Source organism: Streptomyces sp. NPDC054813 (assembly GCF_053611365.1).
In genome coordinates this window covers 212696-227025 of sequence record NZ_JBSHAF010000002.1, presented here as the reverse complement: position 1 = coordinate 227025, position 14330 = coordinate 212696, and the positions used below count along the sequence as shown (strand labels likewise).

Sequence of the window (14330 nt, the reverse complement as noted above, 5' to 3'; positions counted from 1 at the left end):
GAACATGGGACGACGGACGACAAAGAGGTGCCCGCGCCGTGGGGCGAGGGCACCTCTCGATGGCCGGTGGGGACCCGGTCAGGTCACGTCGTCGTAGCCGTTGACCCGCTCCGGGGTCTCGGGCAGCGCGCGGCTGGCGGAGACGGTCTCGATCTCGCCGATGTCGTCGGGCGTGAGGTCGAGGTCGGAGGCCTCGTCGTCGCCGGGGCCCTCGGCCTCGCGGCGGCGCCTGCGCCGGTCGTTGATCAGCGAGAAGAGGACCGCGCCGAAGTACAGCACCCAGATCGGCCCGGCCAGCGCCAGCATGGAGAGCGGGTCGGTGCTCGGGGTGGCGACGGCCGCGAAGACCGTGATCCCGAGGATCATCGCCCGCCACCAGCCGAGCATCCGCGCGCCGGTGACGATACCGGTGAGGTTGAGCATGACCAGCAGGAGCGGCAGCTCGAAGGAGAGCCCGAAGACGATCACCATGCGGGTGACCAGCTGGAGCAGGTCGTCCAGCGGCAGCAGGTTGCTCACGCTGTGCGGGGTGAACTGGAGAAGCACCTTCGCGGTCGTCGGCAGCACCTTGTACGCGAAGAACGCGCCGCCGAAGAAGAGCGGGACGCCGGTGGCGACGAACGCGTAGGCGTACTTCTTCTCGTTCCGGTGCAGACCGGGCGCGACGAAGGCCCACAGCTGGTACAGCCAGACCGGGGAGGCGAACACCACACCCGCCATCAGCGAGACCTGGAGGGCCAGCGTGAAGGGCGCGAGCAGACCGTTGATCGTGATCTGAGCGCAGGGATGCGAGTCGGACTTGGCCCTGGCCAGTTCCCCGAAGGCCTGCTCACAGCCGACCGAGTCGAGGACCGGCTTGGTGAGGAAGTTGATGATGTCGTTGTAGAAGAAGGCAGCGACCACCGTCACGATGACGATCGCCAGCATGGCCTTCGCGAGCCGGTTGCGGAGCTCACGAAGGTGATCTCCGAGAGGCATCCGCCCCTCGGGATCCTTCTCCTCTTTGCGGGCAGACTTGGGCAACCCACGTCCTCATCTCGTGCGGCAGGCCGGGGGTCACCGGCCTTGCGTCAGCGCTGGGTGGTGTCCGACGGCTCGTTGACCGGGCGGGAGCTGGTCACGTCGCCGGGGGCAGCCTGGATGGTGCGCTGGGCCTGGGCCTGCTCGCCGGAGGCGGGCGCCTGGGCGGAGGAGGTGGTGTTGCCCTCTTCCTTCATCGCCTTGGCCTCGCTCTTGAGGATGCGCGCGGACTTGCCGAGCGAGCGAGCCATGTCCGGAAGCTTCTTCGCGCCGAACAGCAGGATGACGACGACAAGGATGAGAATAATCTCGGGAGCTCCGAGCCTTCCGAACATAAGTCTTTACCTTCTCACCGAGGCGGCTGGGTGGGGTGCTGTCCGATCAGTCAGACATGTGTCCGAGTAATCGTGCTCACAGCGATCGTAACGCTCAGGGGTAAACGGCAGGCAATCCCCGTGCGTACGCCCGGTCCGCGGTACGGGCCTCGTTCTCCGCGCCACGACCAGCAGCGTACCTGCCGGGGTGGTCACCGTGACAGGCCGAAGTGACGCAAACCGCTTATGGCGCACTACTCACATCGGTTCCACAGCAGGTCTCAGAGCGTGTCCACAGCGCGGGCGGCACCGGCCGCCGCCCGCTCCAGGTCCTCGGCGGCCCGGTTGATACGCCGTGCGGAATCCGTGACCTGCGCGCCGAGGCGCCGCGCCTCCAGGAAGACCCGGACGGCTAGCACGCCGAGCACGGCGAGACCCACGAAACCCACAGCTACCGCGAACATCGGCCAGAACATGCGGGTGAGCCTAGACGGTGGGATGCAGCCGCAGGGTCCTGACCCCGCCGCCGGTGAGCAGCTCGATGATCCGCTCGCCCGCGGGCTTGCGGACCAGGACGTCGCAGTCGGGGCAGGTGAAGGAGTAGAACGTGGTCTTGCTGGTGGCTCCGATGGCCAGCCGCAGGGCGCTCGCGGTGAGCTCGAAACTGCCCCGGCAGTCCGGGCAGCCGGCCTTGAACACCACGGGGACCACTCTTCTCATCCCGGCGAATGCGGCCGCGACCGTCACGTCACTCGCGCCTGCGACACCGGAACCCGAAGACTCGTTCAAATCCCTCGCCCCTCCTTCTTGATCGTTCGCCTCGGGAGCGCCTCGGCCGGTGCCGAGGGGGTGACCGTGCCCAACCCTGCGAGCCTCCGCGCGGTCATCCCCTCGACACGGGCGCGCCCCTCCGGCTCACTCATGCCCTTCCTCATCGCCGTGCACGGCATGGTGGTCGTACGCCGCCAGGGCCTCGCGGGCCGCTCGGCGGGCGCTGTCGGCCAGCTCGGGCGGTGACACGATCCGGCCGTCGCCGCCGAGCCTGAGTGCCAGCCGGCGCAGGGAGGCCGGATCGGGGGTGCGCAGGGTAATACGCAGCCCGCCGTCGGGCAGCTCATCCGCGCTGTCGTGCGGGTAGTACTCGGCGACCCAGCGGCCGGCCGGGCCGACCTCGACGACCACCTCGGGGTCCTCGGCGGCGGGCTGCACCAGGGCCTCGGACAGGTCGCGCAGCTCGATCTCGGGGGGCGCGGACGGCTCGTCGAGGATCTTGATCTCGGCGACGCGGTCGAGGCGGAAGGTGCGCCGGGCCTCGGAGCGGCGGCACCAGGCCTCCACATAGGTGTGGCCGACGCTGACCAGGCGGATGGGGTCGATCTCGCGCTCGGTGACCTCGTCACGGGCCGGCGAGTAGTAGCGGATCCACAGCCGGCGGCGCTCGGAGATCGCCCGGTCGACGTCGGCGAAGACCCCGCCCTCGGACTCGAACGTCACCGACAGCCGGGCGCTGGCGTCGCCCGCCTCGCCGGCCGCGGTCTCCACCTTGGCGGTGGCCCGCAGCAGCGCCTGCCGGTCGCCCTCGCGCAGTCCGGGCAGGGTGGACACCGCGCGGGCGGCCACCAGCAGCGCGGTCGCCTCGTCGGCGGCCAGCCGGAGCGGCTCGGCGGCCTCCTCGCCGAGCGCGGCGGCGTTGTGCCACCAGATGCGCTCGCCGTCGGTGTCGATGTCCAGCAGATCGCCGCCCCGGAAGCTGGTGCCGCACATGGGCAGCACGTCGAGGTCGGAGACCAGCTCGTCCTCGGTGATGCCGAAGGCACGGGCGACGTCCGCGATCCGGGCGCCGGGGCGCTCGCGCAGATACGTCACCAGGGAGAGCATCCGCCGGGTCTGGTCGATGGCGTTCACGGGCCTGACCGGTTTGCCTGCCACTGTCTTGCTCCGCTCCCCCTCAGCCCTTGGCCACGGCACGCAGCCGGTCCACCACGTCCGCGCGCAGCTCGGCCGGCTCCAGGACCACCACGTCCGGCCCGAACTCCACCAGCCAGGCGTCCAGGCCGTGCCCGTACGGAATCTCCAACTCGTCCCAGCCGTCACCGAGTTCCCGCACCGCCGTGGCCTTCGCCCGAAGGGGGTAGCCGGCGCCGGAGCGCAGCCGGATCCGCGCCGAGCGGTCGGCGATCTCACCGGCCCAGCTCGCGACGGTCTCGCGGACGGTGACCACGTCCGGGACGGGCGCGGTGAAGCGGGTGCCCCGGGAGCGGACCCGGCCGGTGATCCGGGACAGCCGGAAGACCCGCTCGGCACCCCGGTCCCGGTCCCAGCCCGCCAGGTACCAGTGGCCGCGCCAGCACTCCAGGGCCCACGGCTCCACGTGCCGGGGCTCGGGGCGGGCGGCGGTGGCCTTGCGGTAGTCGAAGAGGACCGGGCGGCGGTCGCGGCAGGCCAGCATCAGCGGCTCGAAGGCGGCCTCGTGCACAGGGATGCGCGGTTCCAGGGCGCTGTGCGCCTCGTACGGGTCGACGTCCTCGGGCAGCCCGGCGGCGCGCAGCTTCTGCAGGGCGCCGCTGGCCGCGCCGGCGAGGCGGGCCTGCTGCCAGACCTTGGCGGCCAGCCCCAGGGCGGCGGCCTCCTCGGCGTCCAGGGTGATCGGGGGCAGGCGGTTGCTGTCGCGGCGGGCCAGATAGCCGACCTCGCCGTCCAGGTTCTCGACCGTCTCGATCACCAGCCCGAGCTCGCGCAGATCGTCCTTGTCCCGCTCGAACATCCGGTTGAAGGAGTCGTCGGACCCGGCTTCGAGGTAGGCCTCGATGGATTCCCGCAGCTCACGCTTGCTGAGCGGCCGTCTCGTCCCCAGCAGGCACAGCGCCAGGTTCATCAGCCGCTCGGCCTTGGCAATGGCCATCGACGCCCTTCGCCTTCCCTATGGTGCTTCTGACCGACGACCGTACCGCTCCGAAGTGTCACGGCAAAAGCCAGTACAAACAACGAGGGCCGAAACGGACAGGACCCGACAAACAACAAGGGCCCGCGCACACGGCACGGGCCCTCGTCCAGCCGGTTTCCGACCGGGACCGATCAGCGCCGGAACGGCGCCGACCAGGCACGGGGCTCAGACCCCGAGCAGGTCCACGACGAAGATCAGCGTCTCCCCGGGCTGGATCAACGGGGTCGGGCTCTGGTTGCCGTAGGCGAGGTGGGCCGGGATGGTCAGCTGGCGACGGCCGCCGACCTTCATGCCCTCCACACCCTGGTCCCAGCCCTTGATGACACGGCCCCCGCCCAGCGGGAACCGGAACGGCGCGCCCCGGTTCCAGCTGGCGTCGAACTCCTCGCCCGTGCTGAACGCGACACCCACGTAGTGCACGGTGACGGTCTGGCCGGCCTTGGCCACCTCGCCGTCGCCCTCCCAGATGTCCTTGATCTCCAGGTCGGCCGGGGGCTCGCCGCCCGGGAAGTCGATCTCGGGCTTGTCGATGCTCACGTCTCTCGCTCCTGCTTGTGTACGACACGGAACCCGGACAGTCTTTCATCCCCGCCCGGCTCCCGCCCGCGCGACTACATCGCCGCCAGGATGTCCACCGAGAACACCAGCGTCGAACCCTTCTTCACCACACCGCCGCTCGGCGGGTTGTTCCCATAGGCCAGATCCGGCGGTACGACGATCAGCAGCCGGCTGCCCACCTTCTTCCCGGTGATGCCCTGCGCGAGCCCCTTGACGACCTCCTGCATCTGCGCGACCGCGAACTGGGCCAGCCGCCCGCTGTCGTAGGTCTGCTCGAAGGCCTTGCCGCTGTCCCAGACCTCGCCCTTGAACTGGCACAGGACCGTCTGCGACGACTTCACCTCCGCGCCGTCGCCCTCCAGGACGTAGTTCGACACCAGCGTCTTCGGCGGGTCGGCCTTGGGAATGTCGATCGACGGAGCCTTGCCGTCGGTGTTGGTGCCGACCTTGGGCAGCGCGGAGTCGCTCTGCGCGACCTCCTTGCCGGTGCTGGAGCTCTTGGAGTTGAAGGAGTTCAGCACATCCACCACGAACACCAGCGTGTCGGTGCCCTTGATACCCGCCTGCGAGTTGCCCGCCGTGCCGTAGCCCCAGGTCGGCGGCACCGCCATCAGCACCCGGCTGCCGACCTTCTTCCCGGCCAGCCCGTACCGCCAGCCGTCGATGATGCTGCCCTGGGCGAGCTGCATGAGCAGCGGCGTACGGTCGTACGACTGGTCGAAGACCTTCGCCGTGGACCAGATCTGCCCGAGGTAGTTGGCCTGGATGAAGTCGTTCTCCGCGACCGCCTTGCCGCTGCCCGCGATCACCGTCTTGACCGCCAGGTCCTTCGACGGGTCCCCGGAACCCTTGGCCACCGTCGGCTTCTCGTCGAACTTCGTACCCGCCGTGATCGCCGGCAACGGCCCGTCCACGATCTTCGGCGGCGGCACCGAGGACGCGGAACCCGACGGCGCCGCGCTGGCCTTGCTGGAAGCGGGCTTGTCGTCGCCGCACGCGGCGATCGTGACCAGTCCTGCGGGTACGGCGGCAAGGAGAAGAGAGCGTCGGCGCACGGAAACAGCCTCATAATCGGTCGATCTTGCAGATGCGTGCGCGCAACTCTACGACGTGACACGGGCGCCGTACGGTAAACGTACGGCGCCCGTGTGGCGTTCGCTCACATACCGGCGATGAGCTTCTCCACCCGGTCGTCGACCGAACGGAACGGGTCCTTGCACAACACCGTCCGCTGTGCCTGGTCATTGAGCTTCAGATGCACCCAGTCGACCGTGAAGTCGCGCCGCTGCTCCTGAGCCCGCCTGATGAAGTCACCGCGCAGCCGCGCCCGAGTCGTCTGCGGCGGCACCGACTTGCCCTCGAAGATCTTCAAGTCATTGCAGATCCGCGTGGCTTGACCCTTCCTCTCCAGCAGGTAATACAGACCCCGACGACGGTGAATGTCGTGATAAGCGAGGTCTATCTGCGCCACCCGCGGATGAGACATGGTCATGTTGTGCTTGGCCCGGTACCGCTCGATGAGCTTGTACTTCATCACCCAGTCGATCTCGGTGCCGATCCGGTCCAGATCCTCGGCCTCGATCGCGTCCAGGGTCCGGCCCCACAGCTCCAGCACCTGCTCGACCGTGCCGGTGCGGATACCGCGCCGCTCGCAGAAGTCCACGGCCTTCTCGTAGTACTCCCGCTGCACCTCCAGGGCGGAGGCCTCCCGGCCACTGGCCAGGCGCACCTTGCGCCGGCCCGTGATGTCGTGGCTGACCTCGCGGATCGCCCGGATCGGGTTCTCCAGGGTCAGGTCCCGCATCACCGTGCCCGCCTCGATCATGCGCAGCACCAGGTCGGTGGCGCCGACCTTGAGCAGCATGGTCGTCTCGGACATGTTCGAGTCACCGACGATGACATGCAGCCGGCGGTAGCGCTCGGCGTCCGCGTGCGGCTCGTCCCGGGTGTTGATGATCGGCCGGGAACGGGTCGTCGCCGAGGAGACGCCCTCCCAGATGTGCTCCGCGCGCTGGCTGACGCAGTACACCGCACCGCGCGGCGTCTGCAGCACCTTGCCGGCGCCGCACAGCAGCTGCCGGGTCACCAGGAACGGAATGAGGATGTCCGCGAGCCGGGAGAACTCCCCGTGCCGCGCCACCAGATAGTTCTCGTGGCAACCGTAGGAGTTGCCCGCCGAGTCCGTGTTGTTCTTGAAGAGGTAGACGTCGCCCGCGATTCCTTCCTCGTGCAGGCGTCGTTCGGCGTCCACCAACAGTCCTTCGAGAATGCGCTCGCCAGCCTTGTCGTGGGTGACCAGTTCGGTCACGTTGTCACATTCGGGTGTCGCGTATTCCGGATGTGAGCCCACGTCGAGATAGAGCCGGGCGCCGTTACGAAGAAAGACATTGCTGCTACGGCCCCATGACACGACACGGCGGAAGAGGTACCGCGCCACCTCGTCAGGCGACAGGCGGCGCTGTCCCCTGAACGTGCACGTGACGCCGTACTCGTTCTCCAGCCCGAAAATGCGGCGGTCCATGACTGAACATTACGCCCGATCCCCTGAGCTGAAACGGGGTTCGACAGCACGATTTGGATCATTTTCCGATGAAGCCGCAACCACCGTGCCCCCACCGGGAGCTGCGAGGACCCGCCCCGTGACCATCAGGACCAGCAACGACACGCCCCCCGCCGCACCCGGCACCGCGAAGCCCCACAGCGCCCCGCCCGCCTCGACGACCGGGCCCGCCAGGCCCGTTCCCACCGACGCCCCCACTGTGAACGTCGTCACAAGCCAGGAGAAAGCCTCGGTAACCGTCCCCATCGGCGCATGCCGGTCCACCAGCACGAACGCACATGCGATCGCCGGCGCCAGGAACACCCCCGCCACCACGGTGAGCAACACCATGGCCAACGCATCCGGCATCACCATCAGCGGCAGATAACACACCGCCAGAAGCGCCACCAGCACCCGCAGTCGCACCGCCGGCTCCCCGCGCCACCGCCGCGCCCCGTACACCGAGCCACCGAGCAGCGCGCCCAGCCCCAGCCCCGCCATCATCCAGCCGTACACCCCGTCACCGCCGTGCGCGTCCGCGTACGGCACCGACGCCACCGTGATGGAACCCATCGCGATCCCGACGAACAGGAACGCGCCCAGCAGCGCCAGCAACCCGGACGACCGCAGCGCGCCCAGCCAGTGCGCCTCGCGCGGCGCCGAACGCCACGCGCGCGAAGGTGGCGAGACGACCACGGACAGCGCCCCGAGCACGCCCAGCGCGTTCACCACCAGGAGCGCCGCCTGCGGCGACCACAGCGACACGCACAACGTCACCAGCAACGGCCCCACCGTGAACATGACTTCCTGCGCCACCGCGTCCATGGCATACGCCGTGTGCACCTGGTCCTCCTTGCCGAGCACACTCGGCCACAGCGCACGCAGACCGCCCTCCAGGGGCGGCGTGAACAGCCCCGCCGCGGCCACGCACCCGTAGGCGAGCGGCAGCGGATCGGTGCCGGCGAAGGCGAATCCGGTCATGGCGAGAGCCGACGCGAGAGCCGCGGGCAACTGGACCCGCGGCTGCCCGTGCACATCCACCAACCGGCCCAGCACCGGCTGGCCCACCGCGTTGGCGACCCCGTACACGGCCGCGAGCGCCCCCGCCAGGCTGTACGTACCGCCCTGCGCACGCACGAACAGCACGATCGCGAGCGCGGCCGTGGCGTTCGGCAGCCGACCCACCAAGGTGCCCGTCAGCAGGCGGACCGCGTGCCTCGCCCTGAGGATCTCCAGGTATCCCGCGGCCATGATCCGCCTCCAAGTTTTACGTATAACCTCGACTCCCATACGTACCATGTGCGCAGTTCACACGTCCAGACGAAGGAGCCCACCCCCGGTGGCACGCAGCAGCACGCGCCCGACGAGCCGCGACGTCGCCCAGGCCGCCGGCGTCTCCCAGGCAGCCGTGTCACTCGTCCTCGGCGACAAATGGCGCGGCCGCGTCTCCGAGGCCACCGCCGAACGCGTCCGGGAAGCCGCCCGCGACCTCGGCTACCGCCCCAACCTCGCCGCCCGCAACCTCCGCCTCGGCCACACCCGAACCGTCCTCCTCGTCGTCCCCGCCCTCACCACCGAGTTCTTCGCCGGCGTCTACACCGGCGCCGCCCGCGTCGCCGCCGACCACGGCTTCGGCGTGGTCCTCTACCCCTCCCCCGAAGGCATCGGCCCCGCGCGCGACCCCTTCGCCTCCGCCCAGGCCGCCCTGGACGGCGTCATCGCCTCCTCGATGGCCGCCGACGCCCTCACCGCCATCCGCGGCGACCAGCTCCCCCTGGTGATGCTCGACAGCGACCCGGACGGCAGCCTCGGAGCCGCCACCGTCAACCTGGACATCGCCGACGGCGTACGCCAGGTGGCCGAACACCTCCTGGGCCTCGGCCACCGCCGCTTCCTCCACCTGGCCGCCAACGTCGCCTCCTGGACCTTCGAGGTACGCGCCCGCGAACTGGCCGCACACACGGCACAGGTGCCCGGCACCTCGGTACGCACCGTCCACGCCCCGATCTCCATCGAAGGCGCCCGCACGGCCACCGAAGCCGCCCTCGCCGCACCCGGCCCCCACCCCACCGCCCTCGTCTGCGACGACGACAAACTCGCCGCCGGCGCCTACAAGGCCCTGCGCCGCCACGGCCTGCGCATCCCCGACGACATCTCCGTCACCGGCCTCGACGACCTCGCCCTCGCCACCGCCATCGACCCCGAACTCACGACCGTACGACTGGACGCCGAACTCTTCGGCGAACGCGGCATGCACGCCCTCCTCGCCGTCATGGAGGGCCGCGCACCAGAAGGCCGGGACATCCCCGTGGAGCTGGTCGTACGAGGCTCCACAGCGCCCCCGCGGAAGCCCTAGCCGAACACACCCGCGCCCCGCCCGGACGACTCGCCGGGCGGGGCGCACAGAGCGGGTGGGAACGGAGCTACTCGACGTCTCCGCCGGACTCCTCCGCCTCGTCGGCGGCCGCGGCCGTGGCCGCACCCTCCGACTCCAGCAACCGGGACAGCTGCGGGCCGCCGATACGCCTGAACTTGCGCTTCTGCGGCCGCGTACGGTCCAGCACCGCAACCTCCAGCCGCTCCGACGGAATCTCCCGCTGCGTGCCGTTCGACTCCCGCGACAGAGCCGTCACCGCCAGCTTCAGAGCCTCCGCGAGAGTCATACCGTCCCGGTGCTCCCGGTCCAGATAACTGCTGATCTGCTCCGCATTGCCACCGACCGCGACCGAACCGTGCTCGTCGACGATCGAACCGTCGTGCGGCAGCCGATAGATCTGGTCACCCTCCGGGGTCTCCCCCACCTCCGCGACCACCAACTCCACCTCGTACGGCTTCTCGGCCGCACTGGAGAAGATCGTGCCCAGCGTCTGCGCATAGACGTTGGCAAGACCACGCGCCGTCACATCGTCACGGTCATAGGTGTAACCACGCAGGTCGGCATAGCGCACACCACCGATCCGCAGATTCTCGTACTCGTTGTACTTACCGGCGGCCGCGAAACCGATCCGGTCATAGATCTCGCTGAACTTGTGCAGCGCACGTGAGGGGTTCTCACCGACGAACACGATGCCGTCGGCGTACTGGAGCACCACCAGACTCCGACCGCGCGCGATGCCCTTCCGGGCGTACTCCGCACGGTCCGCCATGGCCTGCTGAGGTGAGACATAGAACGGCGTCGACACCGGTATCCGTCCCCTTCCTTAGGGTTCCGTCGAAGTCACTGGGACCGCCTTCACAACAAGCGCCGAGCGCCTCAGAGCAGCGCCGCGCGCGGGCCGTCCGGCTGCTCCAGACGGCGTGCCAGCACCGCACGGGCGAGCTCGGAGGACTCGTCGTCGGTGAGCCGGCGGAACCCGTCCTCGGTGATCACGGTGATGATCGGGTAGATCCGGCGGGCGACATCGGGACCACCGGTCGCCGAGTCGTCGTCGGCCGCGTCGTACAGAGCCTGCACCACCAGTGTGGTCGCCTGCTCCTCGCTCAGGTCGTCACGGAACAGCTTCTTCATGGCCCCGCGCGCGAAGACCGAGCCGGAGCCCGTCGCGGAGAAGTTGTGCTCCTCGGAACGGCCGCCGGTGACGTCGTACGAGAAGATCCGCCCCTTGCCCCGGTCCACGTCGAACCCGGCGAACAGCGGCACGACCGCCAGGCCCTGCATGGCCATGCCGAGGTTGGAACGGATCATCGTCGACAGCCGGTTCGCCTTGCCCTCCAGCGACAGCTGCGCACCCTCGACCTTCTCGAAGTGCTCCAGCTCCAACTGGAAGAGCTTGACCATCTCCACGGCGAGGCCGGCGGTGCCGGCGATGCCGACCGCCGAGTACTCGTCGGCCGGGAACACCTTCTCGATGTCGCGCTGGGCGATCACGTTCCCCATCGTGGCCCGACGGTCACCGGCGAGCACCACGCCCCCGGGGAAGGTCACCGCCACGATCGTCGTCCCGTGCGGCGCCTCGATCACCCCCTGCGTGGGCGGCAACTGCCGCTTGCCGGGCAGCAACTCCGGCTGGTGCTCACCGAGAAAGTCCATGAACGAAGAGGACCCAGGCGTCAGGAAGGCAGCTGGTAGACGCCCGGTGCTACGAGTGTTGGCTTCCACAAGTTTCCTTCCAGATAAGCAGCGGCTCGGCGAGCGGCATCCGGATCATCCCTCAATTTGCCGATGGCCGAATTGCAGTTGAAGCACAGTACGCCTCGGACCCTACCCGTCTTGTGGCAGTGATCCACATGAATGGGCGGGGCAGTCAGACAGATCGCGCAGAGCCAGTACTGAGCGGCGACCAGTGCGTCGCGCTCGGCTTCGGTGAGACCGTAGTTGCGCTTGAGGTGGTCCGCGCGACTCTTCGTGGCACGGCAGGCCTTGCAGCTAGTGGACAGCCCGTCGGAAGCGGTGGCGTTTCGATGCCACTCAGTGTGCGGCTTCACCACACCACACGTCCGGCAGAGCTTGTGCCCCTCCGGGACATCGACCTTTTCACGTACCGCCTTACCCATGGCCTCCCGGCGGCGCCGGTAGTGCGCGGCACTGTACGCCGCCACGCACTCCCGGCAATGCACCTGAAGGCCATCGCGCCGGTTCCCGTCCCGCGCGAAGGCCCCACGAGGCAGGTCCCGCCCACACTTCCCGCATTGCTTCGCGTTCGGTTCCTCAGCCACCCATTCCCCCCGTCACCTTCATTTCGAAGGTGAAGTGACCAATCCCCCTTTACTCTCCACCTTTTTGCACGAAGGAGCGCACGAAATCCTCGGCATTCTCCTCGAGTACGTCATCGATTTCGTCCAGCACCGAGTCCACGTCGTCGCTCAGCTTCTCGTGGCGCTCCTTGAGGTCCTCCGACGCCTGCGCTTCCTGCGTCTGCTCCTCGGCCTCCTCGGTGGAACGTGTGGCCTTCTGCTGTCCGCCGCCGGTGTCCTTGGTTGCCATAACCCTCACCCCGCTCAGTTCGCGTTCGCCCGACATGGTCGACAGGTCGGCATTCCTGCCGATCGGTGGTGATCAGACCCTACAAGCCGGGTCCGACATCGGCCCCGCAGTTTCTCCAACGTACGGGGGCCACCTCGATGATTCCCGGGCGGCGGGGTTTTGACCCCGGTCGCCCGGTCCGGTCCGGGTGCCCGTTCAGTTGCCGGAGAGGACCCTGACCAGGTCTTCTGCGGTGCGGCAGCGGTCCAGGAGCTCCTTGACGTGATTTCGCGTTCCGCGTAGCGGTTCCAGGGTTGGGACGCGCTGGAGGCTGTCCCGCCCCGGGAGGTCGAAGATGACCGAGTCCCAGCTGGCGGCGGCGACGTCGTCGGCGTACTGCTCCAGGCAGCGGCCGCGGAAGTACGCGCGGGTGTCCTCCGGCGGGCTCGTGCGGGCCTTGTCGACGTCGGCCTCGGCCAGCAGCCGCTTGATGCGTCCGCGGGCCGCGAGGCGGTTGTAGAGGCCCTTCTCGGCCCGTACGTCGGCGTACTGGAGGTCGAGGAGGTGGAGCTTGGCGGCGTCCCAGTCGAGGTCGTCGCGGCGCCGGTAGCCCTCCATGAGTTCCTTCTTGGCCACCCAGTCGAGTTCGCCGGAGAGACTCATGGGGTCGTTCTCCAGGCGGTTGAGGGTGTCCTCCCAGCGCTGCAGGACGTCCCTGGTCTGTTCGTCTGCGTCGGCGCCGTAGCGCTCCTCGACGTATTTGCGGGAGAGCTCGTAGTACTCCATCTGGAGCTGGACGGCGGTGAGTGTGCGGCCGCTGCGGAGCGTGACGAGGCGCTTGAGGCTGGGGTCGTGGGAGACCTGGTGGAGGGTCCGTACGGGCTGGTCGACGGCGAGGTCGACCGCGATGAAGCCGTCCTCGATCATCGACAGGACCAGGGCCGTGGTCCCGAGCTTCAGGTAGGTCGAGATCTCCGAGAGGTTCGCGTCGCCGATGATCACGTGCAGCCGGCGGTACTTCTCGGCGTCCGCGTGCGGCTCGTCGCGGGTGTTGATGATGGGGCGCTTGAGGGTCGTCTCCAGGCCGACCTCGACCTCGAAGTAGTCGGCGCGCTGGCTGAGCTGGAAGCCGTGTTCGTGGCCGTCCTGGCCGATGCCGACACGGCCGGCGCCGGTGACGACCTGGCGGGAGACGAAGAAGGGGGTGAGGTGGCGCACGATGTCCGAGAAGGGGGTTTCCCGCTTCATCAGGTAGTTCTCGTGCGTGCCGTAGGAGGCGCCCTTGTTGTCGGTGTTGTTCTTGTAGAGGTGGATGGGCTGGGCGCCGGGGAGCTGGGCGGCTCGTTCGGCGGCCTCGGCCATGATGCGTTCGCCGGCCTTGTCCCAGAGGACGGCGTCGCGGGGGTTGGTGACCTCGGGGGAGCTGTACTCGGGGTGGGCGTGGTCCACGTAGAGGCGGGCGCCGTTGGTGAGGATGACGTTGGCGAGGCCGATGTCCTCGTCGGTGAGCTGGCTGGCGTCGGCGGCCTCGCGGGCGAGGTCGAATCCTCGGGCGTCCCGCAGCGGGTTCTCCTCCTCGAAGTCCCAGCGGGCGCGGCGGGCCCGGTGCATCGCCGCCGCGTAGGCGTTGACGATCTGGGATGAGGTGAGCATGGCATTGGCATTGGGGTGGCCGGGGACGGAGATGCCGTACTCCGTCTCGATGCCCATTACTCGCCGTACGGTCATGCGGCCCTCCTTGCCCGGCGGAGCCCTCGGTCGTGGGCTCCGCTCGCGTACCGCTGGCGCTCCGGTGCGTGTGCGGTGCCCGTCCCCGCACTGCGCGACTCGGCGGTAGGAAAGAGCCTAGAACGCCTCTGCGCTGGTGGGGAGATCATTTGCGTCATTGCCTTGCTCGCCTCGGTTCCGGTTTTGGCCGGAAAAACAGTCGGGGGGGGGGGGCGCGGGGGGGGGGCCCCCCCCCCCCCCGGGGTGATTAGTTACTAGCAGGGTGAGGAGGGCGCGGGGGGTGTGGGCGGCGGGGGGGGCGCCGCGGGGAGGGGGGGGAGAGAG

16 protein-coding genes are annotated in these 14330 nt (G+C 69.0%); 1 reads left to right on the top strand and 15 read right to left on the bottom strand.

The genetic code is table 11. The features are described 5' to 3' along the window. Positions 1–78 precede the first annotated feature (78 nt). From tatC to ACWGJB_RS04360, 10 genes are all read right to left on the bottom strand, one after another. A complete protein-coding gene (tatC, locus tag ACWGJB_RS04405) occupies positions 79–1023 on the bottom strand; it encodes a twin-arginine translocase subunit TatC (RefSeq protein ID WP_453378762.1) in 945 nt (314 codons plus the stop codon). A gap of 47 nt (positions 1024–1070) precedes the next feature. Then, positions 1071–1355 (bottom strand): Sec-independent protein translocase subunit TatA, encoded by a 285-nt coding sequence (gene tatA / locus ACWGJB_RS04400; RefSeq protein ID WP_360489568.1) that lies wholly within the window; start codon positions 1353–1355, stop codon positions 1071–1073. Between the two features lie 260 nt (positions 1356–1615). Then, entirely contained in the window at positions 1616–1810 is a 195-nt protein-coding gene (locus tag ACWGJB_RS04395) for a hypothetical protein (protein WP_360489569.1), read from the bottom strand. 10 nt (positions 1811–1820) lie between these two features. Next, the gene (locus ACWGJB_RS04390; protein WP_453378761.1) at positions 1821–2123 is read right to left on the bottom strand and encodes a hypothetical protein; all 303 of its coding nucleotides are present in this window, start codon (positions 2121–2123) and stop codon (positions 1821–1823) included. 126 nt (positions 2124–2249) lie between these two features. After that, complete coding sequence (locus tag ACWGJB_RS04385; RefSeq protein WP_453378760.1) at positions 2250–3263, bottom strand: helix-turn-helix transcriptional regulator; 1014 nt, start codon at positions 3261–3263, stop codon at positions 2250–2252. Between the two features lie 19 nt (positions 3264–3282). Next, positions 3283–4236: a helix-turn-helix transcriptional regulator gene (locus ACWGJB_RS04380; protein ID WP_453378759.1), complete on the bottom strand. Its 954-nt coding sequence runs from the start codon at positions 4234–4236 to the stop codon at positions 3283–3285. 207 nt (positions 4237–4443) lie between these two features. Then, positions 4444–4815: an FKBP-type peptidyl-prolyl cis-trans isomerase gene (locus ACWGJB_RS04375; protein ID WP_453378758.1), complete on the bottom strand. Its 372-nt coding sequence runs from the start codon at positions 4813–4815 to the stop codon at positions 4444–4446. Between the two features lie 74 nt (positions 4816–4889). After that, positions 4890–5891 (bottom strand): FKBP-type peptidyl-prolyl cis-trans isomerase, encoded by a 1002-nt coding sequence (locus ACWGJB_RS04370; protein ID WP_453378757.1) that lies wholly within the window; start codon positions 5889–5891, stop codon positions 4890–4892. Positions 5892–5995: 104 nt separating this feature from the next. Continuing rightward, on the bottom strand, positions 5996–7357 hold the full coding sequence (gene pafA, locus ACWGJB_RS04365) for a Pup--protein ligase (protein ID WP_340382033.1): 1362 nt from the start codon (positions 7355–7357) through the stop codon (positions 5996–5998). Between the two features lie 9 nt (positions 7358–7366). Then, positions 7367–8626 carry an MFS transporter gene (locus ACWGJB_RS04360; RefSeq protein WP_453378756.1) on the bottom strand — a complete coding sequence of 420 codons (1260 nt, stop codon included), beginning with the start codon at positions 8624–8626 and terminating at the stop codon, positions 7367–7369. Between the two features lie 88 nt (positions 8627–8714). Between ACWGJB_RS04360 and ACWGJB_RS04355 the strand changes: the two genes are divergently transcribed. Then, positions 8715–9731 (top strand): LacI family DNA-binding transcriptional regulator, encoded by a 1017-nt coding sequence (locus ACWGJB_RS04355; RefSeq protein ID WP_453378755.1) that lies wholly within the window; start codon positions 8715–8717, stop codon positions 9729–9731. A 67-nt stretch (positions 9732–9798) separates the two neighbouring features. On the opposite strand, the gene prcA is transcribed toward ACWGJB_RS04355, so the two are convergent. From prcA to dop, 5 genes are all read right to left on the bottom strand, one after another. Further along, complete coding sequence (gene prcA, locus ACWGJB_RS04350; protein WP_453378754.1) at positions 9799–10557, bottom strand: proteasome subunit alpha; 759 nt, start codon at positions 10555–10557, stop codon at positions 9799–9801. Between the two features lie 71 nt (positions 10558–10628). Then, positions 10629–11474, bottom strand: coding sequence for a proteasome subunit beta (gene prcB / locus ACWGJB_RS04345; protein ID WP_453378753.1), 846 nt, complete (start codon positions 11472–11474; stop codon positions 10629–10631). Further along, positions 11426–12031, bottom strand: coding sequence for an endonuclease VII domain-containing protein (locus ACWGJB_RS04340; RefSeq protein WP_453378752.1), 606 nt, complete (start codon positions 12029–12031; stop codon positions 11426–11428). Before ACWGJB_RS04340 ends, prcB begins: the two co-directional genes overlap by 49 nt. 49 nt (positions 12032–12080) lie before the next feature. Continuing rightward, on the bottom strand, positions 12081–12299 hold the full coding sequence (locus ACWGJB_RS04335) for a ubiquitin-like protein Pup (protein ID WP_351700277.1): 219 nt from the start codon (positions 12297–12299) through the stop codon (positions 12081–12083). 195 nt (positions 12300–12494) lie between these two features. After that, complete coding sequence (gene dop, locus ACWGJB_RS04330; RefSeq protein WP_453378751.1) at positions 12495–14006, bottom strand: depupylase/deamidase Dop; 1512 nt, start codon at positions 14004–14006, stop codon at positions 12495–12497. Positions 14007–14330: the final 324 nt, after the last annotated feature.